The sequence below is a fragment of the Azospirillum ramasamyi genome, from assembly GCF_003233655.1.
GTDB lineage: Bacteria > Pseudomonadota > Alphaproteobacteria > Azospirillales > Azospirillaceae > Azospirillum > Azospirillum ramasamyi.
The window spans coordinates 358,618-381,456 of sequence record NZ_CP029829.1; the positions used below are offsets into that span (position 1 = coordinate 358,618).

Sequence of the window (22,839 nt, forward strand, 5' to 3'; positions counted from 1 at the left end):
AGGGGCCGAGCGATGCTTTCTCCCAAGCGCACGAAATTCCGTAAGGCCCACAAGGGCCGCATTCACGGCAACGCCAAGGGCGGCACCGCCCTGAATTTCGGCTCCTTCGGCCTGAAGGCCCTGGAGCCGGAGCGCATCACCGCCCGTCAGATCGAAGCGGCCCGCCGCGCGATCACCCGTGCGATGAAGCGTCAGGGCCGCGTCTGGATCCGCATTTTCCCGGACCTCCCCGTCTCCACCAAGCCCGCCGAAGTCCGCATGGGTTCCGGTAAGGGTTCGCCGGAGTACTGGGCGGCTCGCGTGAAGCCCGGCCGCATCCTGTTTGAACTGGACGGCGTGCCGGCAGATGTGGCAAAAACCGCCTTCGCTCTGGCGGCCGCGAAGCTGCCGATCAAGGTGAAGCTGGTGACCCGCCTGGGCGGTGTCGAGGAGACCGCGGCATGAAGGCCGTAGACATTCGTACGAAGAGCGCGGATGAGCTGAACGATCAGCTCCTCCAGCTCAAGAAGGAACAGTTCAACCTGCGTTTCCAGAAGGCCTCCGGCCAGCTGGAGAACACTGCGCGGGTGAACACGGTGCGTCGCGACATCGCCCGCATCAAGACCATCATCGGCGAGCGTGCCCGCTCCGCCGACGCCGGCAAGTAAGGGGGATCATCCATGCCTCGCCGCGTTCTGCAGGGCACGGTGGTCAGCGACAAGTGCGACAAGACCGTTACGGTTCTTGTCGAGCGCCGTGTCATGCACCCCGTGTACAAGAAGTTCATTCGTCAGTCGAAGAAGTACGCCGCCCACGACGAGGGCAACCAGTTCAAGGTCGGCGATACCGTTTCGATCATCGAGTGCCGCCCGATCTCGAAGTCCAAGCGTTGGACGGTCGTGACGGAGTCCGCCGCCGACAGCGGCGCCGCGTGATAACGAAAGGTCGTAAACAATGATCCAGATGCAAACCAACCTGGAAGTCGCCGATAACAGCGGGGCGCGCCGGGTGCAGTGCATCAAGGTGCTTGGCGGGTCCAAGCGGAAGGTCGCGACCGTGGGCGACGTCATCGTCGTCTCGGTCAAGGAGGCCATTCCGAAGGGCCGCGTCAAGAAGGGCGACGTGCATCGCGCCGTCATCGTCCGCACCGCGAAGGAACTGCGTCGGGAGGACGGGTCGGCGATCCGTTTCGACCGCAACGCCGCCGTGCTGATCAACAAGCAGGGCGAGCCGATCGGCACCCGTATTTTCGGGCCGGTCACTCGTGAGCTTCGCGGCAAGAAGTTCATGAAGATCATCTCGCTGGCGCCGGAGGTGCTGTAATGGCCGCCAAGATCAAGACCAAGGACAAGGTCATTGTCCTGACCGGCCGTGACAAGGGCAAGACCGGCGAGGTGTTGAAGGTTTTCCCGAAGGAGAACCGTGCCGTTGTGCAGGGCGTGAACGTGGTGAAGAAGCACCAGCGTGCCAGCGCCCGCTCGCAGGGTGGCATCATCGAGATGGAGGCGCCGATCAACGTCTCCAACCTCGCTCACGTCGACCCCAAGGATGGCAAGCCGACCCGCGTCGGCTTCAAGGTCCTTGAGGATGGCCGCAAGGTGCGTGTCGCCAAGCGGTCCGGCGAAGTCATTGACCTGTGAGGGCCCGGGCATGACCGCACGTTTGAAAGAAGTTTACGACTCCAAGATCCGCGCCGCTCTTAAGTCGGAATTCGGCTACAAGAACGACCTGGAAGTTCCGCGGATCGAGAAGATCGTGGTCAACATGGGTGTCGGCGAGGCTGTCGCCGACTCCAAGAAGATCCAGCTCGCCGTGGCCGAGATGGCCGCCATCACCGGCCAGAAGCCGGTGGTGACCAAGTCGCGCAAGTCGATCGCTCAGTTCAAGCTGCGCGAAGGCATGGCGATCGGCTGCAAGGTCACGCTCCGCCGCGACCGCATGTACGAGTTCCTGGATCGCCTGGTGACGATTGCGTTGCCGCGCGTCCGTGACTTCCGTGGCATCCCGGGTGACAGCTTCGACGGCCGTGGCAACTACGCCATGGGCGTCAAGGAACAGATCATTTTCCCGGAGATCGATTACGACAAGATCGATCAGATCCGCGGCATGGACATCATCATCGTCACTTCGGCGAAGACCGACCAGGAAGCCAAGGCTCTCCTGAAGGGCTTCGACATGCCGTTCGTGAGCTGAGGCTGGAGCACGACCATGGCTAAGACCAGTGCCATCGAAAAGAACAAGCGTCGCGCCAAGCTGGCCAAGCAGTACGCGAACAAGCGTGCGCGCCTGAAGGCAATCGCGAACGACAAGGCCCTCCCGCCGGAAGAGCAATTCGCCGCCCGCCTCAAGCTGGCCGAACTGCCGCGCAACTCCTCGAAGGTGCGCATCCGGAACCGCTGCGAAATGACCGGGCGTCCGCGCGCGTTCTATCGCAAGTTCAAGCTGTCCCGCGTCACGCTCCGCGAACTGGCCTCGACCGGCCAGATTCCGGGCATGACGAAGTCGAGCTGGTAAGGAGGGTCCGAGAATGTCTTTGAGCGATCCGCTCGGCGATATGCTGACCCGCATCCGTAACGGTCAGCACGCCCGCATGTCCGTTGTGGTTTCCCCGGCGTCTAAGCTGCGCGTCAACGTCCTGGAAGTTCTGAAGCGTGAAGGCTTCATCCGCGGCTGGTCCGAGGAAGAACTGCGTCCGGGCGTCAAGAACCTGAAGATCGAGCTGAAGTACCACGAAGGCGAGCCTGTCATTAAGCAGATCGCCCGTGTGTCGAAGCCCGGCCGTCGCGTCTACTCGAAGATCGCCGACCTGCCCCGTGTCTACAACGGGCTCGGTCTGTCGATCCTTTCGACCCCGCGCGGCGTGATGTCGGACAACGAGGCCCGCGCCGCCAACGTCGGCGGTGAAGTCCTCTGCCGCGTGTTCTAAGGGGGATTGGCAGATGTCGCGCATTGGCAAGCATCCCGTGCCGGTCCCGGCTGGCGTCGACGTGAAGGTCGACGGTCAGCAGGTGACGGCCAAGGGCAAGCTGGGGCAACTCAGCCTGACCCTGATCGACGACATCATCGCCACGCTGGAAGACGGCAAGGTGGTGGTGAAGCCGGCAAACGACAGCAAGCGCGCCCGCACCATGTGGGCGACCTCGCGCACCCTGATCAACAACATGGTCACCGGTGTCAGCCAGGGCTACACGATCAACCTCGAGATCAACGGCGTCGGTTACCGCGCGGCCGTGCAGGGCAAGGAGCTGGTCATGCAGCTCGGCTTCTCGCACGACGTGAAGTACCCGATCCCGGAAGGCATCACGATCAAGTGCGACAAGCCGACGGCCATTTCGGTCAGCGGCTATGACAAGCACAAGGTCGGCCAGGTGGCTGCCGAGATCCGCGGCTGGAAGAAGCCGGAGCCCTATAAGGGCAAGGGCATCAAGTACGAGACCGAAACCGTCCTGCGCAAGGAAGGTAAGAAGAAGTAACCGCCATGCTGAAGCCAAAGCAACTCCACGAGCGCCGCAAGCAGCGCGTGCGCGCGCAGATTGCCAAGAAGGCCGGCGGGCGCGTTCGCCTCTCGGTCTTCCGGTCGAATCTGCACATCTACGCCCAGATCATCGACGACGAAAACGGCAAGACGCTCGCGTCGGCCTCGTCGCTGGAGAAGGAGCTGCGCGAGCAGCTCAAGCACGGCGGCAACGTCGATGCTGCCAAGCGCATCGGCGGTCTGATCGCCGAGCGCGCCAAGGCCGCTGGGATTACCGAGGTCGTCTTCGATCGCGGTGGGTACATTTACCATGGCCGGGTCAAGGCCCTGGCCGACGCCGCCCGCGAGGGCGGGCTGTCGTTCTAAGGAGGCCCGGATATGGCACGTGAACGTGGGGAGCGGGATAACCGCGACCGGCAGCCGCGCGAGCGGGAAGAAAGCGAGCTGATCGAAAAGCTCGTCGGTATCAACCGCGTCGCCAAGGTGGTCAAGGGTGGTCGTCGCTTCGGCTTCGCCGCTCTGGTCGTCGTCGGCGACGGCAAGGGCCGCGTCGGCGTCGGTTCGGGCAAGGCCCGTGAGGTGCCGGAGGCCATTCGCAAGGCAACCGATCAGGCCAAGCGCGGCATGATCCGGGTCCCGCTGCGCGAAGGCCGCACGCTGCATCACGACACCAACGGCCACTTCGGTGCCGGCAAGGTCGTGCTGCGCGCTGCTCCGGCCGGTACCGGCATCATCGCCGGTGGTCCGATGCGCGCGATCTTCGAGGCTCTCGGCGTCGCTGACGTCGTGACCAAGTCGATCGGCACGTCGAACCCGCACAACATGATCAAGGCGACCTTCGACGCCCTGACCCAGGTCACCAGCCCGCGTTCCGTCGCGGCGCGTCGCGGTCGTCGCGTCAGCGACATCCTCGGCCGTCGCGAGGCCGGCGCCGGACAGGAGGCCTGATCATGGCGGAGAAGAAGACCGTCGTCGTGACCCAGATCGCCAGCCCGATCGGCCGTAAGCACGACCAGCGGGAGACGCTGGTCGGTCTGGGTCTCAACAAGCTGCACCGGACCCGCGAGCTGGAGGACACTCCGGCCGTGCGGGGCATGATCGCCAAGGTCGCGCACCTGGTCCGCGTCGAGAACGAGGGCTGAGATCATGACCAAGCTTAATGACCTGCGTGACAACGCCGGTGCCCGGAAGGCGCGCATGCGCGTCGGCCGCGGTATCGGTTCGGGCAAGGGCAAGACCGCTGGCCGCGGCGTGAAGGGTCAGACCTCGCGCACCGGCGTGGCGATCAACGGCTTCGAAGGCGGGCAGATGCCTCTGCACCGCCGTCTGCCGAAGCGCGGTTTCCGGAACATCTTCGCCAAGGAGTATTCGGTGGTTAACCTGGGCATGGTCCAGAAGGCCATCGACCTGGGCAAGCTGAATGCCTCCGAGACCATCGATGCCGCGGCGCTCAACGCCGCCGGCGTCACCGGCAAGGTGAAGAAGGACGGTGTCCGTCTGCTGGCCAAGGGCGAGCTGACCTCGAAGGTTTCCTTCACGGTCGCCGGCGCGTCCAAGTCGGCGATCGAGGCCGTCGAAAAGGCGGGTGGCAGCGTTACGCTGACCGCGCCCGCCGCCGAAGCCGCCGAGTAAGGTTCCGCGTGAAGCCCGTGCTTGCGCGCGGGCTTTCGGGGCACTACAAAAAGCGAAGTCGCGAGGGGCGGCCTGCGTCATGCAGTGCCGCCCCGTTCGCGCTTACGGGACAGGGATTGGACCATGGCATCAGCGGCCGAGCAGCTTGCCGCCAACATCAATTTCGGGGCTTTCTCCAAGGCGACCGAGCTGAAAAAGCGGATTTGGTTCACCTTGGCGGCCCTGATCGTCTACCGGCTGGGCACCTACATCCCGCTGCCGGGCATCGACCCGACAATTCTCAGCGACGTCTTCAAGCAGCAGGGCGGCGGCATCCTCGGCATGTTCGACATGCTGGCCGGTGGCGCGCTCAGCCGCATGACCATCTTCGCGCTCAACATCATGCCGTACATCTCGGCGTCCATCATCGTGCAGTTGCTGACCGCCGTGTCGCCGCAGATGGAGGCCATGAAGAAGGAAGGCGAGTCCGGGCGCAAGAAGCTGAACCAGTACACGCGGTTCGGCACGGTGGCGCTCGCCACGGTGCAGGCCTACGGCCTCGCGGTCGGCCTTGAGGCGATGAGCGGCGCCAGCGGGTCGGCGGTGATCGATCCGGGGCTGTTCTTCCGCATCGCCACGGTCATCACGCTTGTCGGCGGCACCATGTTCCTGATGTGGCTGGGCGAGCAGATCACCGCCCGCGGCATCGGCAACGGCATCTCGCTGATCATCTTCGCCGGCATCGTCGCCGAATTGCCGCGCGCGCTGGTCAATACGCTGGAACTCGGCCGCCAGGGCGCTCTGTCGACGCTCTTCATCATCCTGATGCTGGTGATGGCCGTCGGTGTGGTGTTCTTCATCGTCTTCATGGAGCGCGCCCAGCGCCGCCTGCTGGTGCAGTACCCCAAGCGCCAGGTCGGCAACCGCGTGTTCGGCGGCGAAGCGTCGCACCTGCCGCTGAAGCTGAACACGGCCGGCGTCATTCCACCGATCTTCGCGTCGTCGCTGCTGCTTCTGCCGCTGACCGCGGTTGGCTTCGCCGGCGGCGGGGGGCCGGAGTGGCTGCAGGCGGTGTCGAGCTATCTGGCGCACGGCACGCTGCTCTACATGCTGCTCTATGCCGCGCTCATCGTGTTCTTCTGCTTCTTCTACACGGCGATCGTCTTCAATCCGGCGGAGACGGCGGAGAATCTGCGGAAGTATGGCGGATTCATCCCCGGCATCCGTCCCGGCAAGAACACCGCCGATCACATCGACTATGTGCTGACCCGGTTGACGGTCGTCGGTTCCGCCTACCTTGTGGCGGTTTGTCTCCTCCCCGAAATCCTGATATCCCAGCACTCGGTTCCGTTTTATTTTGGCGGCACCAGCCTGCTGATCGTGGTCACCGTCACGATGGACACGGTTGCGCAGATTCATTCCCACCTGCTGGCACACCAGTATGAGGGATTGATCAAGAAATCGAAGCTTCGGGGGAGAAAGTAATGAACCTCATACTGCTCGGTCCGCCGGGCGCCGGGAAGGGGACCCAGGCGCGCCGTCTGGAAGACACGCGTGGCCTGGTGCAGTTGTCCACGGGCGACATGCTCCGCGCCATGGTGGCGGAAGGCGGGCCGCTCGGGCAGCAGGCGAAGGAGATCATGGCCGCCGGCAAGCTGATGCCGGACGAGTTGATGGTCGACATGATCGCCGAACGCATTTCCAAGTCCGACGTCAAGAACGGCTTCATCCTCGACGGCTTCCCGCGCACCGTTGCCCAGGCCGAGGCGCTGGACAAGATGCTGGAGGAGAAGGGCCTCAAGCTCGATCACGTGATCGAGATGCGGGTTGTCGACGATGCCCTGGTCGAGCGCGTCACCGGCCGCTACACCTGTGCGAAATGCGGCAAGGGCTATCACGACGTCTTTGAGAAGCCGAAGGTGGAGGGCGTCTGCGACGTCTGCGGCAGCACCGAGTTCAAGCGGCGCGCCGACGACAACGCCGAGACGGTGACGACCCGCCTGGCCCAGTATCACCAGCAGACCGCGCCGATTCTGCCCTATTACCAGGGTCGGGGGGTGCTGAAGACGGTGGACGGCATGGCCGACATCGACGATGTGACGAAGGAGATCGAGGCGATCCTCGCGGGTTGAGGGTTGAATCGGGTCCAATAGAAGAGGCCGCAGTCTCCGGTTGGAACTGCGGCCTTTTCGTTTCGGGCGGTCCAGCGCGGCGACGCCGGGCCGTTATTGTTCAGGCGTATCGGCGGCGGAGGGGGCGCCCTCGGCCGGGGTGCCGGAGTCTTCGGTCATGGTGCGGTAGCGGGCCAGGATCCAGCCGAGATGGGCGGTGACTGCGTTGGCGGCGGCATCGGGATCGCGGCGGGCGATGGCTTGATGGATGGCGCGGTGATGCTCGATCATCAGCGCCTCGTGATTCTCCATGAAGGGCTCGGTGTGCTTCATCTCGACCATGTTGCCGAGGATGTCGCGGATGGTGGAGAGCAGGTGCAGATAGACCGGGCTGCCGGATGCCTGGGCGACGGCGACATGGAAATCCATGTCGTCGGCGGCGCGGCCGCCATCGCGGTTGGTTTCACTCATCGCGGCCAGGATGTGGCCGATGGTGTCGATCTGTTCCTGAGTCGCCCGTTCGGCGGCACGGCGCGCCGCCCAGCTTTCCAGTGCCATGCGGATCTCGACGAGGTCGCACAGGTTCTGGTGGGTGCTGCGCACCATGGTGGTCAGCGCGCCGTCCATCACCCCGGCGGAGGACACCACGCGGGTGCCGCCGCCCTGGACAGCGGTCAGGAATCCCTGGGTCTTCAGCTTCTGCAGGGCCGCCCGGACCGAGACCCGGCTGACATGCAACTGTTCGGCAAGCTGGCGTTCGCCCGGCAGACGCTCTCCCGGCACCAACTCGCCGCGCGCGATGCGGTCGAGAAGCTGTTCAGCCACCCACTCCGAGATGCGCTGTGAGGAGGAGGGGACGTGAGCGCTGTCGTCGGTGCCGGGCACGGGAGGTTCCCCTTTGATCAAAAATCGGTTCATCGGCATTTGGTAATACCGGTAGCGGTCCGGGCGGGCGGGGTCAATGGCCGACAGGCGGCTGCGGCTCCATGGCCGTGGGATGAAGCCTATGACGGTTCAGGCTGTGCGCCAGGGGTCAGCGGCTGCCGCGCCGGGCCATCAGGATGCCCATCAGGATGACCGCGGCGCCGACCGCCTGCAGCGTTCCCAGCGGTTCGTCCAGCAGGATCCAGGCGAGGATCGCGGCGGCGGCCGGCTGCAGCAGCAGGCTGACGGACGAGAAGGAGGCCGGGAGATGGGCCAGCGCGTAGGCGATCAGGCTCTGTCCGCCCGCATGGCTGAACAAGGCCAGCCCGGCCAGCACCAGCCATCCGGCGGCGGTCGCCGGCAGCATCGCCTCGCCGTCGTAAAGGCCGAGCGGCAGCAGCACGGCTGCGGTGATGACGCCGCTCCAGGTCATGATGGTCGCGGTGGAGAACTCGGAACGCAGATGCCCGACCGACAGGATGTAGCCGGCATAGAAGACGGCGGTCAGCAGGCCCAGCGCGTCGCCGAACAGGTGGTCGGCGCTGAGTTGGAAGCTCTGCCCCATCAGCACGATCGCACCGGCCAGTGCCAGCAGCATGCCCAGAACGAAGCGGCCGGTGATGCGCTCCTTGAACAGGAACCAGGCGGCCGGCGCCACGAACAGCGGTGCGAAATTGGCCAGCAGCGTGGCGTTGGCGACCGAGGTGTAGCGGATGGAGGTGTGCCAGACCGCCAGATCACCGGCAAAGAAGAGCCCGGCCAGGGACAGCCGGCCGTAATCGGCGAGCGAGGACGGGCGCCGGCTGGCTCGGCCGCTGCGCTGACGCGATTCGCCGATCATCCACAGCGCCAGCACCGGGGTCGCCAGCGCCATACGCCAGAAGCCGGTGGCGACCGGACCGACATCGGACAGGCGGACGAAAATCGGGGCGAAGGCAATGCCGAGTGCCCCCAGCAGCAAGGCGATCAGAGCGATGCGTTGCGTCCGGGATGCTTGGTCGAGCGGGAGGGCACTGGCGTCTGGCATGGGATCGCTTATATCCGCCGATGATTTGGCAGGCCAGCAGGATGCGCGGCATGGCTGCCGTGCGCGTCCTGCTTTCGCCTTTACGGTGTCGGCACGGGGGGGTGTCGGTCAGCGCGGGCGGATGCGGCGCAGCGACACCGATTCGTCGTCTTCCGATCCGAAATCATCATAGTGGATCGGGCAGCGGCCGTCCTTGCGCGGCTTGTCCTTCACCGTGGCGGCATACCAGTCGCCCTTCCATTCCACTTCCACCCGCATGCCGGGCTGGCACAGCGAGGCGCCGGCCGGGTAGCGCCCGGTGGTGATGGCTGCCGCCGGGGGTTGGGCCTGGACCATGGATTGGACCGGAGATTGGGCCGTGCCCGGCGGCATCGGGCTCAGCCGCGGCGCGGCTGCGGCGACCGGCGCGGGTTTCTCCTGGTCGCAGAAGGCGGTGCAGACGCTCCGGGCAATCACCTGGCCGCCGCAGCTTCCGCCGAAGCAGTCGCGGTAATCGGCCTCGCACCGCGGCTCGCAGCTGCTGTTGCCGCAGGAATAGGAGCGGTCGAAGTTGCTGACCGTTTTCTTGATCGGCTTCTTTTCCGCCTGCTGCCGGTTGACATAAGCCTGATACTCGTAGAGTGCCCGCGACCTCGCCTCGTTCACGCAGGCCTGTTGGGTCAGGCTGCAGTTCTGGCGACAGAAGTTGCGGTTCTGCTGGCACTGGTTGACGCACAGCCGCCCCTCTGCCGAACCGGGCGGTATCAGGCTGTACTGGGTCTCATAGACGGGGCCGCAGGCGCTGAGCAGCGCCATCACGGCAAGGCAGAGGGTGAGCAGGCGAAGCATGCGGGCTGTCTTCCGGGTGGGTTCGCGCGGAAAGGGAAGAGCAGCGTAACAGCTTGCCGATCGGGCTACCACCATCGGCCGCGCTTCCGCACGGCGCGGCGGTTGCGTTAGTGTGGCGCATGGTTGCCTCCACCCCGCAAGACACCCCGCACCCCGCCGGCCAATCCCAGGACGGTCCGTCCGAACACCGGCAGCCGGTCACCGCGCCGACGCCCGCCCCGCGAATCGCCGTTCCGCTGCTGGGGCCGGACGATCCGCCGCCGGCGACCACGCTGAACCCGGATGCGGACGGGCCGCTGCTGCTGGTTTGCGACCATGCCTCCCGGGCGATCCCCAAGGCGCTGGGCGACCTGGGCCTGCCGGAGGAGCAGCTTTGCCGTCACATCGCCTACGACATCGGCGCGGCGGAGGTGACGCGGCGGCTGGCCGCGCGGTTCGGCGCCACGGCGGTGCTGTCCGGCTTCTCCCGGCTGGTGATCGACCCGAATCGTGCGCTGGAGGATCCGACCGCCATCCCGGTGGTCAGCGACGACGTGGTGATCCCCGGCAACCGCGCCCTGGATGCCGACGAGCAGGCGAGGCGGGTGGAGGCGCTGTTCCATCCCTACCATGCGGCGGTGGCGGCGGCGCTGTCGGCGATCCGCCGGCGCGGGCAGGTGCCGGTGATGGTGTCGGTCCACAGCTTCACCCCCGCCATGCGCGGTGTGGCGCGGCCCTGGCACATCGGCGTGCTATGGGACAACGACCCGCGCCTTCCGGTGCCGCTGATCGAGGCGCTGACGTCCGACGGGCGCTGGTGCGTCGGCGACAACCAGCCCTATTCCGGTCGCGGCACCCTGGGCGGCACGGTGGAGACCCACGCGACGCCCGCCGGCTATCCCAACGTCCTGCTGGAGGTGCGGCAGGATCTGATCGCGACGCCGGAGGGGGCCGATTTGTGGGCGCAGGTGATCGGCGACGCGCTGGAGCCGCTGCTGGCCCTGCCGTCGCTGGCCGTCATCCGGCATTATCCGCGGGCCTGAACACGAGATGGAAGCCGCCGTGACCGAACCGTCCTTCACCCTGGGCCTGGAAGAAGAATACCTGCTGGTGGACCGTGGCACGCGCGACATCGTGCAGAGCCCGCCGGACGAGATGCTGGAAGCCTGCCAGGAGCAGGCGCCCGGCCGCATCCATCCGGAATTCCTGCGCTGCCAGATCGAGGTCGGCACCCCGGTCTGCGAGACGCTGGCCGAGGCGCGGGCCGAACTGGCGACCCTGCGCGCCACGGTGGCCGGGGTGGCCGGACGCTACGGGCTGGCGCCGATCGCCGCCTCCACCCATCCATTCGCCGCGTGGGAGCCGCAGAAGCACACCAACCGCGACCGCTACAACATGCTGGCGCGCGACCTGGGCGCGCCGGCCCGGCGGCTGATGATCTGCGGCATGCATGTCCATATCGGGGTCGAGGACGACGACCTGCGCATCGACCTGATGAACCAGGTCCGCTATTTCCTGCCGCATCTGCTGGCGCTGTCGACCTCATCGCCCTTCTGGCGCGGACGCGACATGGAGCGCCGGTCCTACCGGCTGAGCGTGTGGCACGAACTGCCGCGCACCGGCATGCCCGCCGGCTTCCAGAGCTACGGCGAGTACCAGAGCCATGTCGCGGTCCTGGTGAATGCCGGGGTGATCGAGGATGCCAGCAAGCTGTGGTGGGACATCCGCCCGTCCTCGCGCTTTCCGACGCTGGAGATGCGCATCACCGACATCTGCACCCGGCTGGACGATGCCGTCACGGTGGCGGCGCTCTACCGCTGCCTGCTGCGCATGCTGTGGCGGCTGAAGCTGCGCAACGTCACCTGGCGTCCCTACAAGAACCTGCTGATCGAGGAGAACCGCTGGCGCGCCCAGCGCTATGGCCTGGACAGCGGGCTGGTCGATTTCGGCCAGGGCCGCATCGTGCCCTATGCCGACCTGCTGGACGAGATCATCGAGCTGACCCGCGAGGATGCCGAGCATTTCGGCTGCACCGCCGAGGTCGAGCGGGCGCGCGAGATCGTGGCCCGCGGCACCAGCGCCCATCGGCAGATCGAAATCTTCCAGGCGGCGCTCGCCGACGGCGCCGACGAGGACGAGGCGCTGCGCCGGGTGGTGGACTGGCTGGTGGAGGAAACCATGGTGGGAGTCGCGGCGGACGAACGGGCCGCTTGAGACGTTCCCGGCGCACGGTTCGTTCCAACCACCTTGACGCGCGCGTCATGTCTCCATACGCTTCCGCACTGTCGATGCCGCTGCTATGCGGGTTGAACAGGGCTGGCAAATAAAAAGCTGACAAACAGAGAGGGCCGCTCAACCATAGGCGGCCCTCTTTCCAATCCAAGGGGAGGGAGGGGCATGGCGGGCGCCAAGTTCCTGAAGTTCGATACGCAGAGTCTTCATGCGGGGCAGCGGCCCGATCCGGCGACCGGGGCGCGGGCGGTTCCGATCCACCTGACCTCCTCCTACGTCTTCAACGACGTCGATCAGGCGGCCGCCCTGTTCAACCTGGAACGGCCGGGCCACATCTATTCGCGCATCTCCAACCCCACCGTCGCGGTTCTGGAAGAACGGCTGGCGACGCTGGAAGGCGGGGTGGGCGCCGTCTGCACCGCCAGCGGGCAGGCCGCCATGACGCTGGCGATCATGACGCTGATGGGGGCGGACGGGCACATCGTCGCCTCCTCCTCCATCTATGGCGGCAGCCGCAACCTGCTGGCCTACACGCTGCCGCGATTCGGCATCACCACCACATTCGTCCATCCGCGCGATCTCGACGGCATCCGCGCGGCGATCCGTCCGGAAACCCGGCTGGTCTTCGGCGAGGTGCTGGGCAATCCGGGACTGGAGGTGCTGGACGTGCCGAAGGTCGCGGCCATCGCGCATCAGGCCGGCATCCCGCTGATGATCGATTCGACCTTCACCACCCCCTATCTCTGCCGTCCGTTCGAGCATGGCGCCGACATCGTCATGCATTCCTGCACCAAGTGGCTGAGCGGGCACGGCACAGCCATCGGCGGCGTGGTGATCGACGGCGGCCGGTTCGATTGGGAGGCCTCGGGCAAGTTCCCGACCCTGACCGAGCCCTATGCCGGCTATCACGGCATCGATTTCGCCGAGGAATACGGCCCGGCCGCCTTCATCGCCCGAGCCCGCGCCGAGGGCCTGCGCGATTTCGGCGCCTGCATGAGCCCGATGAACGCCTTCCAGATCCTGCAGGGGGTGGAAACGCTGCCGCTGCGGATGAAGTGCCACATCCACAACGCCCGCAAGGTCGTCTGCTTCCTGGAAGGGGAGCTGAACGCCGAGAAGGGTGCCGTCGCCTGGATTTCCTACCCGGAGCTGGTCGACCATCCCGACCATGCGCTGGCCTCCCGGCTGCTGCCGCACGGTGCCGGCTCCATCATTTCCTTCGGCATCCGCGGCGGCGGGGAGGGCGGCAGCCGCGAGGCGGGACGCCGCTTCATCGAGTCGCTGACCCTGTTCTCGCACCTCGCCAATGTCGGCGACGCCAAGTCGCTGGTCATCCATCCCGCCAGCACCACCCATGCCCAGTTGGATGCGGAGGCGCTCGCCGCCGCCGGGGTGGGGGAGGACATGATCCGCCTGTCCATCGGGCTGGAGGATTGCGAAGACCTGATCGACGATCTGAAGCAGGCGCTGCGCGCCGCCACCAAGGGCTGAGGGCCGCGCCATGCAGCTGACCGTCAACGGAACCTCCGTCTTCGTCCACACCGGCGGCCGGGAGATCGACCCCGCGCGCCCCGCCGTCGTGCTGATCCACGGCGCCGGCATGGACCACAGCGTGTGGAGCCTGCAAAGCCGCTATCTCGCCCATCACGGCCGCTCGGTCCTGGCGGTCGATCTGCCGGGCCATGGCCGTTCCGGCGGGGAACCGCTGGGCAGCATCTCCGCCATCGCCGACTGGGTGATCGCCCTGTTGGATGCCGCCGGGCTGGAGAGGGCGGCGCTGATCGGCCATTCGATGGGCGCGCTGGTGGCGCTGGACGCCGCCGCCCGGCATTCCGCGCGGGTGGAGGCGGTGGCGCTGCTGGGCGTGGCGGAACGCATGCCGGTGCATCCGGCCCTGCTGTCCGCCGCCCATGCCGGCGAACAATCCGCCATCGAGATGGTGATCGGCTGGGGCCACGGGCCGCGGGGCCATGGCGGCGCCCGGGGCGGCAGCTGTCCGACGCCCGGCCTCGCGTTGATCCCCGGCGGACGCCGGCTGATGGCATCGGTCCGGCCGGGCGTGCTGGGGGTCGATCTCGCGGCCTGCAACGAATACGGGCAGGGTGCGGATGCCGCGGCCTCGGCGGCCTGTCCCGCCCTGTTCCTGCTGGGCGCGCTGGACAAGATGACTCCGGCCAAAGCAGGGCGCGCACTGGCCGCACGCATGAAGTCCTCGCAGGTCGTCGTCCTGCCCCAAACCGGGCATATGGTGATGACCGAAGCACCGGACGCGGTGCTGGACGCGCTGACCTCTTTCCTGTCCTTGCGGCGGGGGTGATGGTTTCAGCGGGGAAATCATCAGGGTTCAACCTGGGTTTCCCTGACATCACCGGTTAATGGTCGACTGCCTACTCTGACCGGCAGGATCGGATCGCCGCCCCGCATCGTGAGGGACGGCGATCCGGCCCAACCAATCATTGCCGGTTCAGAGGTGCCATCTTGCAGGCAGGCGAACGGTCGGTCGATGCCCCGTGCCGCATGTCGGACGGAGCGGTCGCGGTGCTGTCGATGGACGGCCGCGTTCTGCGGATCAACCAGGCGGCGGCGGAGGTGCTGGGCCACCCTGCCCGGGCGCTCACCGGCCTCCCGTTGGACCGGCACATCCATCCCGAGGATCTGGAGGAGGCGCGGCAGCGGCTTCGGATCAGGGCCGCCGCCCCGGCCGGCAGCAGCGGCCGCGCGGTCTTCCGCTTCCGCCATGCCGATGGCGGCTGGCGCTGGCTGGAGGTGACCGCTCGCAACGAACTGACCGATCCGCAAATCGGCGGATTGGTCCTGACCGTCCGCGATGTCAGCGCCGCCATCGCGCTGTCGGAACGGCTGCGCGCCAGCGAGGCGCGCTATCGCACCCTGGCGGAAGCGGCACCGATCGGCATTCTTCAGGCCGATGCGGCCGGTCAGGTGGTCTTCGCCAACACCCGCCTTGCCGCCATCACCGGGGTCGGGCCCGAGCGAATGCTCGGCGACGGCTGGCTCGGCGCCGTCCATCCCGACGACCGGGCGCGGGTTGCCGCGGAGTGGCGGAGCGAGCCGGGCCGGAATTCGCAGCCGACCGATTTCCGCTTCCACGATCCGCAGGGGGCCGGCCCCGACCGCCGGGTGCTGTGCCAGCGCATCCCGATGGAGGACGGCGGCACCATCGCCACCATCACCGACGTCAGCGAATACCTGCACACCGCCAACGCCTTGCGCCTGTCGGAAGCGCGCAACGAGGCGATCCTCGACACGGTCGCCGAAGCCATCCTCACCGTGGACGAGGCCGGCATCCTGCTCGGCTTCAACCGGGCGGCGGAAGCGATGTTCGGCATTCCGGCCGGGGATCTGCTGTGGCGGCCCCTCGACCGGCTGATCCCGCTGGCCCATCTGCGGGAGGAGGGCGGCGTCCGGCTGGAGTTCGCTCCCGGCCAGACCACCGCTTTGGTAGCCCGCGACCGCACCGCCGAGGCGGAGCGCGCCGACGGAACCCGCTTCCCGGTGGAGCTGTCGGTCAGCGCCAACGAGGTGGAGGGGCGCCGGATCTACACCGCGATCCTGCGCGACGTGACCGAACGGCGCCGGGCGGAGGCCGAATTGCTGGCGGCCAAGGAGGCGGCGGAGGCGGCCGACCGTGCCAAATCGACCTTCATCGCCACCATGAACCATGAACTGCGCACCCCGCTGAACGCGGTGATCGGCTTTTCCCAGTTGCTGGAGGTGCTGACGGACGGGCAGGGGCAGCTGCGCGATTGCGTCGCCGCCATCGGGCAGGCCGGCGGGCAGCTGCTGGCCATCATCGACGATATCCTCGACATGGCGCGGGTCGAGGCCGGCGGGCTGTCGCTGGTCGAGGAGCCTGTCGATCTGTCGGCGCTCGCCGCGCAACTGGTTGCCGACATGGAGTTCCAGGCCGGCCGCCGGGGCGTGACGGTGGAGGTGGCCGGCGACGGCGATCTGCCGCCGATGCGGGGCGACACGCGGCGTCTGCGCCAGGCGCTGGGCAATCTGTTGTCCAACGCCATCAAGTTCAGCCATCCCCAGGGCATCGTCACCCTGACCATGGGGAAGGCCGCGGACGGCTGGGTGGAATTGGCGGTATGCGACCGCGGCATCGGCATGCGGACCGACGATATCGTGACCGCCCTGACGCCCTTCGCTCAGATCGAACAGAGCATCACCCGCCAGTATGAGGGAGTCGGCCTCGGCCTGCCGCTCGCCCTGCGGCTGGTGGAGGCGCATGGCGGCACGCTGGCGCTGGACAGCGCGCCCGGCCAGGGCTGCACCGCAACCGTCCGACTGCCTCCGTCGCGCATCATGACCATCGAGGAGTTGCTGGCGAAGATGAGGTGACCGGGGCGGAATCCTCACACAGTGATGCCCGTTCTGGCCCGATGCGCCGGGATGTGCCAAAAGCTGTCGCCATCCTTGCCCGCGATGACGGGCGACTTTGCAAAGGAAGGCGTGCGATGGCGGGAACGGACACGACGAGGGATGTGCCGAAGGAGGCCGTGGTGCTGGTCAGCGGCGGTCTCGATTCGACGACGGTGCTCGCCATCGCCAAGGCCGAGGGCTATCGCGTCAACGCCCTCAGCTTCCGTTACGGCCAGCGCCATTCGGTGGAGCTGGAGGCGGCCCGGCGCGTCGTCGCGGCGATGGGGGTCGAGCGGCATGTGATCGCCGACATCGATCTGCGCGCCTTCGGCGGCTCCGCTCTCACCGACAGCATCGACGTGCCCAAGCACGGCAGCGCCGCGGATCTGCAGGCCGATCTGGGGCAGGGCATTCCCGTCACCTATGTGCCGGCACGGAACACCGTCTTCCTGTCCTTCGCGCTGGCCTGGGCGGAAACGCTGGGGGCCTCCGACCTGTTCATCGGCGTCAACGCGCTGGATTATTCCGGCTATCCCGACTGCCGCCCGGAATACATCGCGGCCTTCGAAACCCTGGCCAATCTGGCGACCAAGGCCGGTGTGGAGGGAATGAGCCGGTTCAGGATCCACGCACCGCTGATGACGCTGGACAAGGCCGCGATCGTCCGCCGCGGGCTGGAGCTTGGCGTGGACTACAGCCTCACCCACTCCTGCTACGATCCGACGCCGGAAGGATTGTCCTGCGGCGCTTGCGACAGCTGCCTGTTGCGGCTGAAGGGCTTTTCCGAAGCCGGAACGACCGATCCGATCCGTTACGCCACCGGAACGGCATCGTAGCCGGTAAGGTCGTTTCGCAAGCGGCTATCGTTTCCTCGGCGTTACTTCCAGGGCATTTCGGTCCACAAGGCGCGGAACTCGCCGTCCAGCTGCTTCAGCTCGGCGGCGAAGCCCTCGGGGCCGACGATGCGGAGCGGCTGGAAGGTCTCGCGTGCCTTGGCCTGGAATTCCGGGTCCATCGCCGCCTTGGTGATCGCCTCGATCAGGGCATTGCGGATGTCCGGCGGCAAGCCCTTCGGGGCGCCGATTCCGCGCATGGACACCATGTCGATGGCATAGCCCTGTTCGCGGAAGGTCGGCAGGTCCGGCGCCATGTCCCAGCGCGTAAGGCTCATCACCCCCAGCATGCGCACGGGATCGCCGCCGGTGACGCCGCGCAGCCCCTCGCCCAGATTCTGGTCGCAGATCCTGGTGTGGGAGCCCAGCATCGCCCGGTAATTCTCGGCGCTGCCGGCGAAGGGCACATGGGTCATCTTCACCCCGGCCTGCCGTTCCAGCAACAGCATGGCGAGATGGTCGTCGGAGCCGATGCCGGTGGTGCCGACGGTGAGTGCGCCCGGATTCCCCTTCGCGAATTCCACCACATCGGCGACCGACCGGAACGGGCTGTCGGCACGCACGGTCATCACGCCCGGATCGTCGACGATGTTCACCAGGGGGTCCAACCGGTCCAGCGCATAGCGCGCCTGCCGTTCGATCGGGATGGTGATCAGGTTGGGCGTATTGATGAAGCCGATGGTGTAGCCGTCCGGCGCCGCATCGGCGATGGCGGCGAAGCCGATCTCGCCGCCGGCCCCCGGCCGGTTCAGGATGACGATGCGCGCGCCGCCCAGATAGCGCTCGATGAAGGGGGCCAGCATCCGCGCCGTGATGTCGGTGGAACCGCCGGCGCCATAAGCGACCACCATGGTGATCGGCTTCTCGGGATAGGCGGCCTGTACCGTCGCGGAAGAGGCCGCCTGCCAGAGCATCAGGGCAGCCAGGGCCGCAGTCAGGAAGGACGCGGCACGGCCGCCTGCCATTCGCAGGGTGTGAATCGCTGCTGTCATCGTTCGTTGTCCGATCCCTCGGACTCCGGTCGCGGTCACGCCGGAGTCACGCGCTTGCATGGCGTGCATTTTTAATGAAACTGCTATACCATAGCGGGTGTCATGCCGCAAATCGGATCAACAACACCTTGAATTCTTGGCGGCGATCATCCCGATTGCTTGAGGTTGCGGCGATAAGGCGCTCGACTGGGAGTTATATGTCGGTGATAATACAACCGGCAGGAAGGGACGCCGGCTGCCGGACCGCCAGCATCCGGGACGATATCTCCTGAAACGCGGGCTGCATGACCCGAAGGAACGGGCGCGGCACCCGGCCTTTCCGCCGTCGCATGGCTGAGAAAGCGGACACATCCATCCAATGACACATACCCTGAGATCGCCCCGGCCGGCCGCATCCCGGCGGAGATCGCCCCAGGATCTCGCGGCCGGACTGCTGCTCGGCGCCATCGCCCTTGGCGGGCTGTGGCTGGCGCGCGGATGGGAGGCGGGGTCGCTGGCCATGATGCAGGCCGGCTTTTTCCCGCGCCTGATCTGCTATCTCCTGCTCGCGGCGGGGCTGGCGACCCTACTGCGCGGATTGACGGCGGAAGGACCGGCGACGCTGGGATGGGCGTGGCGGCCGTCGGTCGCCATCACCGTCGCCGTGATCGCCTTCGCCGCCCTGCTCGACAGGCTGGGTCTGGTGCTCGCCATCCTGGCGCTGACCGGCATCGGCGGTCTGGCCGGGCGCCCGCTGCGCCCCGGCCCCTTCACCGCCCTGTGGGCCACGCTGGCCACCAGCTGCATCGCCATCTTTTCCTGGGGACTGGGCCTGCCGCTCCAGATCTGGCCATGATGGACATCCTCGCCAATCTCTGGCTCGGGCTGGGCGTATCGGTCGAGCCGATGAACCTGGTCTATTGCTTCCTCGGCGCCTTGATCGGCACGCTGATCGGCGTGCTGCCCGGGCTGGGACCGACGGCGACGGTGGCCCTGCTGCTGCCGATCACCTTCTACCTGCCGCCGGTGGGGGCGCTGATCATGCTGGCCGGCATCTTCTACGGCGCCCAGTATGGCGGATCGACCACGGCCATCCTGGTTAAGCTGCCGGGCGAATCCTCCTCCGTCATGACCTGCCTGGACGGCAACGCCATGGCGCGCCAGGGCCGCGGCGGCGTCGCGCTGGCCACGGCGGCGCTGTCGTCGCTGTTCGCGGGCTGTGTCACCACCCTGGTCATCGCGCTGGCCGGTCCGCCGCTGGCCGGGATGGCTCTGGCCTTCGGTCCGTCGGAATATGTGGCGCTGATGCTGGTCGGCCTGATCGGCGCGGTGACGCTGGCCCATGGGTCGGTGGTGAAGGCGGTGGCGATGATCCTGGTCGGGCTGCTGCTGTCGATGGTCGGGACCGACGTCAATTCCGGCCAGATGCGCTTCACCTTCGACATTCCGCAGCTCTATGACGGGCTGGACTTCGTGCCGCTGGCGATGGGGCTGTTCGGCCTTGCGGACATCATCATCAACCTGGAGGAGACGGAAGGGCGTGGCATAAACCCGTCACCGGTCCACCGGCTCTGGCCGTCGCTGCAGGACTTCAAGGAGGCCTGGCCGGCGGCGGTGCGCGGCACGGCGCTGGGCGCCTTCCTGGGCATCCTGCCGGGCGGCGGGGCGACGCTCAGCGCCTTTTCCTCCTACGCGCTGGAAAAGAAGGTTGCCCGCGATCCCTCCGCCTTCGGCAAGGGGGCCATCCAGGGCGTCGCCGGGCCGGAGGCCGCGAACAATGCCGGCGCCCAGGCCAGCTTCATTCCGATGCTGAGCCTCGGCATCCCGTCGAACGCGGTGATGGCGCTGATGGTCGGCGCCATGATGATCCACGGCATCACGCCGGGACCGCAGGTCATGACCAAGCAGCCGGACCTGTTCTGGGGCATGATCGCCAGCATGCTGGTCGGCAACGTCATGCTGGTGGTGCTGAACCTGCCGCTGATCGGCCTGTGGGTGCGGCTTCTGCGCGTGCCCTATGCCTATCTGTTCCCGGCCATCCTGGTCTTCTGCTGCATCGGTACCTACAGCCTGAAGAACGACGTGTTCGACGTGCTGCTGATGGCCGGATTCGGCGTGTTCGGCTATGTGCTGAAGAAGCTGGATTGCGAACCGGCGCCGCTGCTGCTCGGCTTCGTCCTCGGCCCCCTGCTGGAGGAGAACCTCAGCCGCGCCATGCTGCTGTCCCAGGGCGACCTGACCGTCTTCGTCACCCGCCCGATCAGCGCCGGCCTGATGGCCGTGGCTGTCGGCCTGTTGGCTCTCATCCTGCTGCCGTCCTTCCGTCGCCAGCGCGAGACGGCCTTCAAGGAATAGGTCCGGGAACAGGACTGGCCTTTCCCGCAGCCGAATCCCGCGGCATCACGCCGCCGGATTCGGTTCTTGCCCAATAAGATAAAATTTTATATAAATGCCGTTGTGTCTGATCGGGATGATGGGAGCGCATCATGGCCGCCAATGCCTGGTTCGGGCGTCGACTGACCGATGGCGCCATGCGGACGGTGCTCCGCGAGCATCGCCGGGCCAACGCCCGCAAACGCGCGCTGACCCGTGACGTCGCCCGCCTGATGCTTGTCGCCTCCGTCCTCGTGCTCGGCGTGCTGGCGGTGGAGATCGGGCGCAAGGCGGTCACCATCATCAGCCACGGCGCCGCACAGAACTCGGTCGAGCTTACCGGGTGACCGGAGGCGTCTGACCGGCCGATTCAGGGCAGGATCACCACATAACGCTTGGTCGTGGTCGTAACCACGGTCCAGCTGCCTTGGAATCCGGGCTCAATGACGAAATGGTCGCCGGCCTTCAGGGTCCAGGACCGTCCGTCGTCATGGGCGACGACGCTTTCACCCTCCAGGATTTCGCAATATTCCCACTCGTCATAGATGATGCGCCAGGAACCCGGAGTCGTTCGCCAGATGCCGGCGAACCGCTTGCCGTCGGCCGATTCGTAGCCGTTCCAGGTCGTGAATCCGGGGGCGCCGGACAGGACGCGGTCCGCGGCCGGGCCGCCGGTTTCGGGGGTGATGCCGTCCAGGCCGGGCAGCGGAATCAGGGTCATCGATAAGGCTCCTCACCAGGCCGCCAACAGTGCCGGCAGGTCGCGGACCGAGTCGAGGCGGCGGTAATGGTCGTCGGGCACCGCGGCCTCTTCATGGGCCCAGGTGATGGCGTAGGGGATATGAACGGCATGGGCGCCGGTCGCCAGCACCGGCAGGATGTCCGACCGCACCGAATTGCCGACCATCAGGAAGCGCGCCGGGTCGATGCCGTGGCGGTCCATCACCCGCCGGTAGGTCGCCGGATCCTTCTCGCTGACGATTTCCACCGCATGGAACAGCTCCGACAGGCCGGAGCGGGCGATCTTGCTTTCCTGGTCGAACAGGTCGCCCTTGGTGATCAGGACCAGCCGGTAGCGGTTCGCCAGCGCCTCCACCACCTCCGCCACGCCGGGCAGCAGTTCAACCGGGTGGTCGAGCATCGCCTTGCCGAAGTCGATCAGGCTCTGCAGGTCGCGGGCGGCGACCTTGCCGTCGGTGACCGCGATCGCCGTCTCGATCATCGACAGGACGAAGCCCTTGATGCCGTAGCCATAGACCCGGAGGTTCGCCCGCTCCGCCTCCAGCAGGCGGCGGTCGAGATCGGTCGGGTCGGCGGCATGGGCCAGCAGGGCGCGGAAACGGTCCTGCGTCATCGAAAAGAGCGATTCGTTGTGCCACAGCGTGTCGTCGCCATCGAACCCGATGGTGTCGAAGGTCCAGCCGCCGGGGGTATGGATGCCGCTCATGGGACTTTCCGCCGGTTCGATCGATTGATCCGTAAGTAAAACAAAGCTTGGTCCAAGTCAGGTCGCCTTGTCCAGGGCGGGAAGGTGCAGGGTTCCATTATTGTCCGCCATCCAAACCGTAAGTATCCACAATGACGCTTTTGCCACAGATCGGTGACATTGTATGGCGAGTTCTTCGCTGCCTGCAAAGCGGGCATGTTGCCGTCGGGGGTGGCAACATGGCTAAAAAGAGCGTAATTATATTTCTACACAAGGAGGACGTGATCGCCGACCGGCGGACCCTCCATAATAAGACATCTCAGGAATCTCCATCATGGCAACTCTTCTGCATTCGGCCGAGACCGGCCGCAGCTCCTCCGCCTTCGCCCATGTCTTCGAAATGGCCTCGAACATGCTGAGCCTGTGGCGCCAGCGCGTTGTGACCCGCCGCGAGCTGGGCTATCTGGACGAGCGTATGCTTCAGGACATCGGCTTCAGCCGCCTGGATGCCGAGCGCGAGATGTCGAAGCCGTTCTGGCGCGAATGAGCGCCTGCACGCCGGCCGGCGAACGCATTGGAAAAGGCCGCTTCCGTTGATCGGAAGCGGCCTTTTTCTTTGTCCGC

The 22,839-nt window shown here is 66.6% G+C and carries 31 protein-coding genes; 25 read left to right on the forward strand and 6 right to left on the reverse strand.

Features of this window, described 5'->3' with window-relative positions; translation table 11 throughout:
- Nucleotides 1–12 precede the first annotated feature (12 nt).
- From rplP to DM194_RS01695, 15 genes are all read left to right on the forward strand, one after another.
- The gene (gene rplP / locus DM194_RS01625; protein WP_014246894.1) at nt 13–444 is read left to right on the forward strand and encodes a 50S ribosomal protein L16; all 432 of its coding nucleotides are present in this window, start codon (nt 13–15) and stop codon (nt 442–444) included.
- A complete protein-coding gene (gene rpmC, locus DM194_RS01630) occupies nt 441–647 on the forward strand; it encodes a 50S ribosomal protein L29 (RefSeq protein ID WP_111065626.1) in 207 nt (68 codons plus the stop codon). The genes rplP and rpmC overlap by 4 nt, the downstream gene beginning before the upstream one ends.
- Before the next feature lie 12 nt (nt 648–659).
- A complete protein-coding gene (gene rpsQ / locus DM194_RS01635) occupies nt 660–914 on the forward strand; it encodes a 30S ribosomal protein S17 (protein WP_042694099.1) in 255 nt (84 codons plus the stop codon).
- Between the two features lie 19 nt (nt 915–933).
- The gene (gene rplN, locus DM194_RS01640) at nt 934–1,302 is read left to right on the forward strand and encodes a 50S ribosomal protein L14 (RefSeq protein ID WP_012973215.1); all 369 of its coding nucleotides are present in this window, start codon (nt 934–936) and stop codon (nt 1,300–1,302) included.
- Complete coding sequence (gene rplX, locus DM194_RS01645) at nt 1,302–1,619, forward strand: 50S ribosomal protein L24 (protein ID WP_111065627.1); 318 nt, start codon at nt 1,302–1,304, stop codon at nt 1,617–1,619. The genes rplN and rplX overlap by 1 nt, the downstream gene beginning before the upstream one ends.
- Before the next feature lie 10 nt (nt 1,620–1,629).
- Nucleotides 1,630–2,172: a 50S ribosomal protein L5 gene (gene rplE / locus DM194_RS01650; RefSeq protein WP_012973217.1), complete on the forward strand. Its 543-nt coding sequence runs from the start codon at nt 1,630–1,632 to the stop codon at nt 2,170–2,172.
- Between the two features lie 15 nt (nt 2,173–2,187).
- Nucleotides 2,188–2,493 carry a 30S ribosomal protein S14 gene (gene rpsN, locus DM194_RS01655; protein WP_098740488.1) on the forward strand — a complete coding sequence of 102 codons (306 nt, stop codon included), beginning with the start codon at nt 2,188–2,190 and terminating at the stop codon, nt 2,491–2,493.
- 13 nt (nt 2,494–2,506) lie between these two features.
- Entirely contained in the window at nt 2,507–2,905 is a 399-nt protein-coding gene (rpsH, locus tag DM194_RS01660) for a 30S ribosomal protein S8 (protein WP_042694090.1), read from the forward strand.
- Between the two features lie 13 nt (nt 2,906–2,918).
- Nucleotides 2,919–3,452 (forward strand): 50S ribosomal protein L6, encoded by a 534-nt coding sequence (rplF, locus tag DM194_RS01665; protein WP_111065628.1) that lies wholly within the window; start codon nt 2,919–2,921, stop codon nt 3,450–3,452.
- Between the two features lie 5 nt (nt 3,453–3,457).
- Complete coding sequence (rplR, locus tag DM194_RS01670; RefSeq protein WP_063633870.1) at nt 3,458–3,820, forward strand: 50S ribosomal protein L18; 363 nt, start codon at nt 3,458–3,460, stop codon at nt 3,818–3,820.
- 12 nt (nt 3,821–3,832) lie between these two features.
- Nucleotides 3,833–4,402, forward strand: coding sequence for a 30S ribosomal protein S5 (gene rpsE / locus DM194_RS01675; protein ID WP_014246902.1), 570 nt, complete (start codon nt 3,833–3,835; stop codon nt 4,400–4,402).
- Between the two features lie 2 nt (nt 4,403–4,404).
- Nucleotides 4,405–4,596: a 50S ribosomal protein L30 gene (gene rpmD, locus DM194_RS01680; protein ID WP_111065629.1), complete on the forward strand. Its 192-nt coding sequence runs from the start codon at nt 4,405–4,407 to the stop codon at nt 4,594–4,596.
- Nucleotides 4,597–4,600: 4 nt separating this feature from the next.
- Nucleotides 4,601–5,086, forward strand: a complete 486-nt coding sequence (gene rplO / locus DM194_RS01685; RefSeq protein ID WP_111065630.1) for a 50S ribosomal protein L15 — start codon at nt 4,601–4,603, stop codon at nt 5,084–5,086.
- A gap of 123 nt (nt 5,087–5,209) precedes the next feature.
- Entirely contained in the window at nt 5,210–6,550 is a 1,341-nt protein-coding gene (secY, locus tag DM194_RS01690; protein WP_111065631.1) for a preprotein translocase subunit SecY, read from the forward strand.
- Complete coding sequence (locus DM194_RS01695; protein WP_111065632.1) at nt 6,550–7,197, forward strand: adenylate kinase; 648 nt, start codon at nt 6,550–6,552, stop codon at nt 7,195–7,197. Before secY ends, DM194_RS01695 begins: the two co-directional genes overlap by 1 nt.
- 93 nt (nt 7,198–7,290) lie before the next feature.
- Here DM194_RS01695 and DM194_RS01700 read toward each other — a convergent pair whose 3' ends face one another.
- From DM194_RS01700 to DM194_RS01710, 3 genes are all read right to left on the reverse strand, one after another.
- Nucleotides 7,291–8,061, reverse strand: a complete 771-nt coding sequence (locus tag DM194_RS01700) for a FadR/GntR family transcriptional regulator (protein ID WP_111065633.1) — start codon at nt 8,059–8,061, stop codon at nt 7,291–7,293.
- A gap of 148 nt (nt 8,062–8,209) precedes the next feature.
- The gene (locus tag DM194_RS01705; protein ID WP_111065634.1) at nt 8,210–9,127 is read right to left on the reverse strand and encodes a DMT family transporter; all 918 of its coding nucleotides are present in this window, start codon (nt 9,125–9,127) and stop codon (nt 8,210–8,212) included.
- A 108-nt stretch (nt 9,128–9,235) separates the two neighbouring features.
- Entirely contained in the window at nt 9,236–9,955 is a 720-nt protein-coding gene (locus DM194_RS01710) for an MBT domain-containing protein (protein ID WP_111065635.1), read from the reverse strand.
- 119 nt (nt 9,956–10,074) lie between these two features.
- Between DM194_RS01710 and DM194_RS01715 the strand changes: the two genes are divergently transcribed.
- The 6 genes from DM194_RS01715 to queC all read left to right on the forward strand — a co-directional run bounded on the left by DM194_RS01715 (nt 10,075) and on the right by queC (nt 17,388).
- Nucleotides 10,075–10,977: an N-formylglutamate amidohydrolase gene (locus DM194_RS01715; RefSeq protein ID WP_111065636.1), complete on the forward strand. Its 903-nt coding sequence runs from the start codon at nt 10,075–10,077 to the stop codon at nt 10,975–10,977.
- 19 nt (nt 10,978–10,996) lie between these two features.
- Complete coding sequence (locus DM194_RS01720) at nt 10,997–12,148, forward strand: carboxylate-amine ligase (RefSeq protein ID WP_162629948.1); 1,152 nt, start codon at nt 10,997–10,999, stop codon at nt 12,146–12,148.
- Nucleotides 12,149–12,331: 183 nt separating this feature from the next.
- Nucleotides 12,332–13,657 carry an O-acetylhomoserine aminocarboxypropyltransferase gene (locus tag DM194_RS01725; protein ID WP_111065638.1) on the forward strand — a complete coding sequence of 442 codons (1,326 nt, stop codon included), beginning with the start codon at nt 12,332–12,334 and terminating at the stop codon, nt 13,655–13,657.
- A 10-nt stretch (nt 13,658–13,667) separates the two neighbouring features.
- Nucleotides 13,668–14,483 carry an alpha/beta fold hydrolase gene (locus DM194_RS01730; RefSeq protein WP_111065639.1) on the forward strand — a complete coding sequence of 272 codons (816 nt, stop codon included), beginning with the start codon at nt 13,668–13,670 and terminating at the stop codon, nt 14,481–14,483.
- Between the two features lie 200 nt (nt 14,484–14,683).
- Nucleotides 14,684–16,531 (forward strand): sensor histidine kinase, encoded by a 1,848-nt coding sequence (locus DM194_RS01735; protein WP_246024241.1) that lies wholly within the window; start codon nt 14,684–14,686, stop codon nt 16,529–16,531.
- Nucleotides 16,532–16,647: 116 nt separating this feature from the next.
- Nucleotides 16,648–17,388 (forward strand): 7-cyano-7-deazaguanine synthase QueC, encoded by a 741-nt coding sequence (gene queC, locus DM194_RS01740; protein WP_111065641.1) that lies wholly within the window; start codon nt 16,648–16,650, stop codon nt 17,386–17,388.
- Nucleotides 17,389–17,429: 41 nt separating this feature from the next.
- On the opposite strand, the gene DM194_RS01745 is transcribed toward queC, so the two are convergent.
- Nucleotides 17,430–18,437: a tripartite tricarboxylate transporter substrate binding protein gene (locus tag DM194_RS01745; RefSeq protein WP_246024242.1), complete on the reverse strand. Its 1,008-nt coding sequence runs from the start codon at nt 18,435–18,437 to the stop codon at nt 17,430–17,432.
- A 358-nt stretch (nt 18,438–18,795) separates the two neighbouring features.
- Here DM194_RS01745 and DM194_RS01750 point away from each other — a divergent pair, with 358 nt between their 5' ends.
- The 3 genes from DM194_RS01750 (at nt 18,796) to DM194_RS01760 (ending at nt 21,136) form a co-directional block, all read left to right on the forward strand.
- Entirely contained in the window at nt 18,796–19,272 is a 477-nt protein-coding gene (locus DM194_RS01750) for a tripartite tricarboxylate transporter TctB family protein (protein WP_111065643.1), read from the forward strand.
- Nucleotides 19,269–20,771: a tripartite tricarboxylate transporter permease gene (locus DM194_RS01755; RefSeq protein WP_211110599.1), complete on the forward strand. Its 1,503-nt coding sequence runs from the start codon at nt 19,269–19,271 to the stop codon at nt 20,769–20,771. Before DM194_RS01750 ends, DM194_RS01755 begins: the two co-directional genes overlap by 4 nt.
- 131 nt (nt 20,772–20,902) lie before the next feature.
- Complete coding sequence (locus tag DM194_RS01760; RefSeq protein ID WP_111065644.1) at nt 20,903–21,136, forward strand: hypothetical protein; 234 nt, start codon at nt 20,903–20,905, stop codon at nt 21,134–21,136.
- Between the two features lie 23 nt (nt 21,137–21,159).
- Here DM194_RS01760 and DM194_RS01765 read toward each other — a convergent pair whose 3' ends face one another.
- Both DM194_RS01765 and DM194_RS01770 read right to left on the reverse strand, forming a co-directional pair.
- Nucleotides 21,160–21,510 carry a cupin domain-containing protein gene (locus tag DM194_RS01765; protein ID WP_111065645.1) on the reverse strand — a complete coding sequence of 117 codons (351 nt, stop codon included), beginning with the start codon at nt 21,508–21,510 and terminating at the stop codon, nt 21,160–21,162.
- 12 nt (nt 21,511–21,522) lie between these two features.
- Nucleotides 21,523–22,236 (reverse strand): HAD family hydrolase, encoded by a 714-nt coding sequence (locus tag DM194_RS01770; RefSeq protein ID WP_111065646.1) that lies wholly within the window; start codon nt 22,234–22,236, stop codon nt 21,523–21,525.
- A gap of 313 nt (nt 22,237–22,549) precedes the next feature.
- On the opposite strand from DM194_RS01770, the gene DM194_RS01775 reads away from it, so the two are divergent.
- Complete coding sequence (locus tag DM194_RS01775; RefSeq protein ID WP_111065647.1) at nt 22,550–22,762, forward strand: DUF1127 domain-containing protein; 213 nt, start codon at nt 22,550–22,552, stop codon at nt 22,760–22,762.
- The last annotated feature ends 77 nt before the right edge of the window (nt 22,763–22,839 follow it).

Bases quoted from the DNA above. Each gene is read 5' to 3' on its own strand.
- rpmD (WP_111065629.1), top strand. From the start codon at position 4,405: ATGGCGGAGAAGAAGACCGTCGTCGTGACCCAGATCGCCAGCCCGATC.
- rplE (WP_012973217.1), top strand. From the start codon at position 1,630: ATGACCGCACGTTTGAAAGAAGTTTACGACTCCAAGATCCGCGCCGCT.
- DM194_RS01695 (WP_111065632.1), top strand. From the start codon at position 6,550: ATGAACCTCATACTGCTCGGTCCGCCGGGCGCCGGGAAGGGGACCCAG.
- rplF (WP_111065628.1), top strand. From the start codon at position 2,919: ATGTCGCGCATTGGCAAGCATCCCGTGCCGGTCCCGGCTGGCGTCGAC.
- DM194_RS01705 (WP_111065634.1), bottom strand. From the start codon at position 9,127: ATGCCAGACGCCAGTGCCCTCCCGCTCGACCAAGCATCCCGGACGCAA.
- rplX (WP_111065627.1), top strand. From the start codon at position 1,302: ATGGCCGCCAAGATCAAGACCAAGGACAAGGTCATTGTCCTGACCGGC.
- DM194_RS01735 (WP_246024241.1), top strand. From the start codon at position 14,684: ATGTCGGACGGAGCGGTCGCGGTGCTGTCGATGGACGGCCGCGTTCTG.
- DM194_RS01765 (WP_111065645.1), bottom strand. From the start codon at position 21,510: ATGACCCTGATTCCGCTGCCCGGCCTGGACGGCATCACCCCCGAAACC.
- DM194_RS01715 (WP_111065636.1), top strand. From the start codon at position 10,075: ATGGTTGCCTCCACCCCGCAAGACACCCCGCACCCCGCCGGCCAATCC.
- secY (WP_111065631.1), top strand. From the start codon at position 5,210: ATGGCATCAGCGGCCGAGCAGCTTGCCGCCAACATCAATTTCGGGGCT.
- rpsH (WP_042694090.1), top strand. From the start codon at position 2,507: ATGTCTTTGAGCGATCCGCTCGGCGATATGCTGACCCGCATCCGTAAC.
- DM194_RS01730 (WP_111065639.1), top strand. From the start codon at position 13,668: ATGCAGCTGACCGTCAACGGAACCTCCGTCTTCGTCCACACCGGCGGC.
- DM194_RS01710 (WP_111065635.1), bottom strand. From the start codon at position 9,955: ATGCTTCGCCTGCTCACCCTCTGCCTTGCCGTGATGGCGCTGCTCAGC.
- queC (WP_111065641.1), top strand. From the start codon at position 16,648: ATGGCGGGAACGGACACGACGAGGGATGTGCCGAAGGAGGCCGTGGTG.
- DM194_RS01770 (WP_111065646.1), bottom strand. From the start codon at position 22,236: ATGAGCGGCATCCATACCCCCGGCGGCTGGACCTTCGACACCATCGGG.
- DM194_RS01745 (WP_246024242.1), bottom strand. From the start codon at position 18,437: ATGACAGCAGCGATTCACACCCTGCGAATGGCAGGCGGCCGTGCCGCG.
- rpsQ (WP_042694099.1), top strand. From the start codon at position 660: ATGCCTCGCCGCGTTCTGCAGGGCACGGTGGTCAGCGACAAGTGCGAC.
- DM194_RS01760 (WP_111065644.1), top strand. From the start codon at position 20,903: ATGGCCGCCAATGCCTGGTTCGGGCGTCGACTGACCGATGGCGCCATG.
- DM194_RS01725 (WP_111065638.1), top strand. From the start codon at position 12,332: ATGGCGGGCGCCAAGTTCCTGAAGTTCGATACGCAGAGTCTTCATGCG.
- DM194_RS01775 (WP_111065647.1), top strand. From the start codon at position 22,550: ATGGCAACTCTTCTGCATTCGGCCGAGACCGGCCGCAGCTCCTCCGCC.
- rplO (WP_111065630.1), top strand. From the start codon at position 4,601: ATGACCAAGCTTAATGACCTGCGTGACAACGCCGGTGCCCGGAAGGCG.
- rplN (WP_012973215.1), top strand. From the start codon at position 934: ATGATCCAGATGCAAACCAACCTGGAAGTCGCCGATAACAGCGGGGCG.
- rplR (WP_063633870.1), top strand. From the start codon at position 3,458: ATGCTGAAGCCAAAGCAACTCCACGAGCGCCGCAAGCAGCGCGTGCGC.
- rpmC (WP_111065626.1), top strand. From the start codon at position 441: ATGAAGGCCGTAGACATTCGTACGAAGAGCGCGGATGAGCTGAACGAT.
- rplP (WP_014246894.1), top strand. From the start codon at position 13: ATGCTTTCTCCCAAGCGCACGAAATTCCGTAAGGCCCACAAGGGCCGC.
- rpsN (WP_098740488.1), top strand. From the start codon at position 2,188: ATGGCTAAGACCAGTGCCATCGAAAAGAACAAGCGTCGCGCCAAGCTG.
- DM194_RS01750 (WP_111065643.1), top strand. From the start codon at position 18,796: ATGACACATACCCTGAGATCGCCCCGGCCGGCCGCATCCCGGCGGAGA.
- DM194_RS01755 (WP_211110599.1), top strand. From the start codon at position 19,269: ATGATGGACATCCTCGCCAATCTCTGGCTCGGGCTGGGCGTATCGGTC.
- rpsE (WP_014246902.1), top strand. From the start codon at position 3,833: ATGGCACGTGAACGTGGGGAGCGGGATAACCGCGACCGGCAGCCGCGC.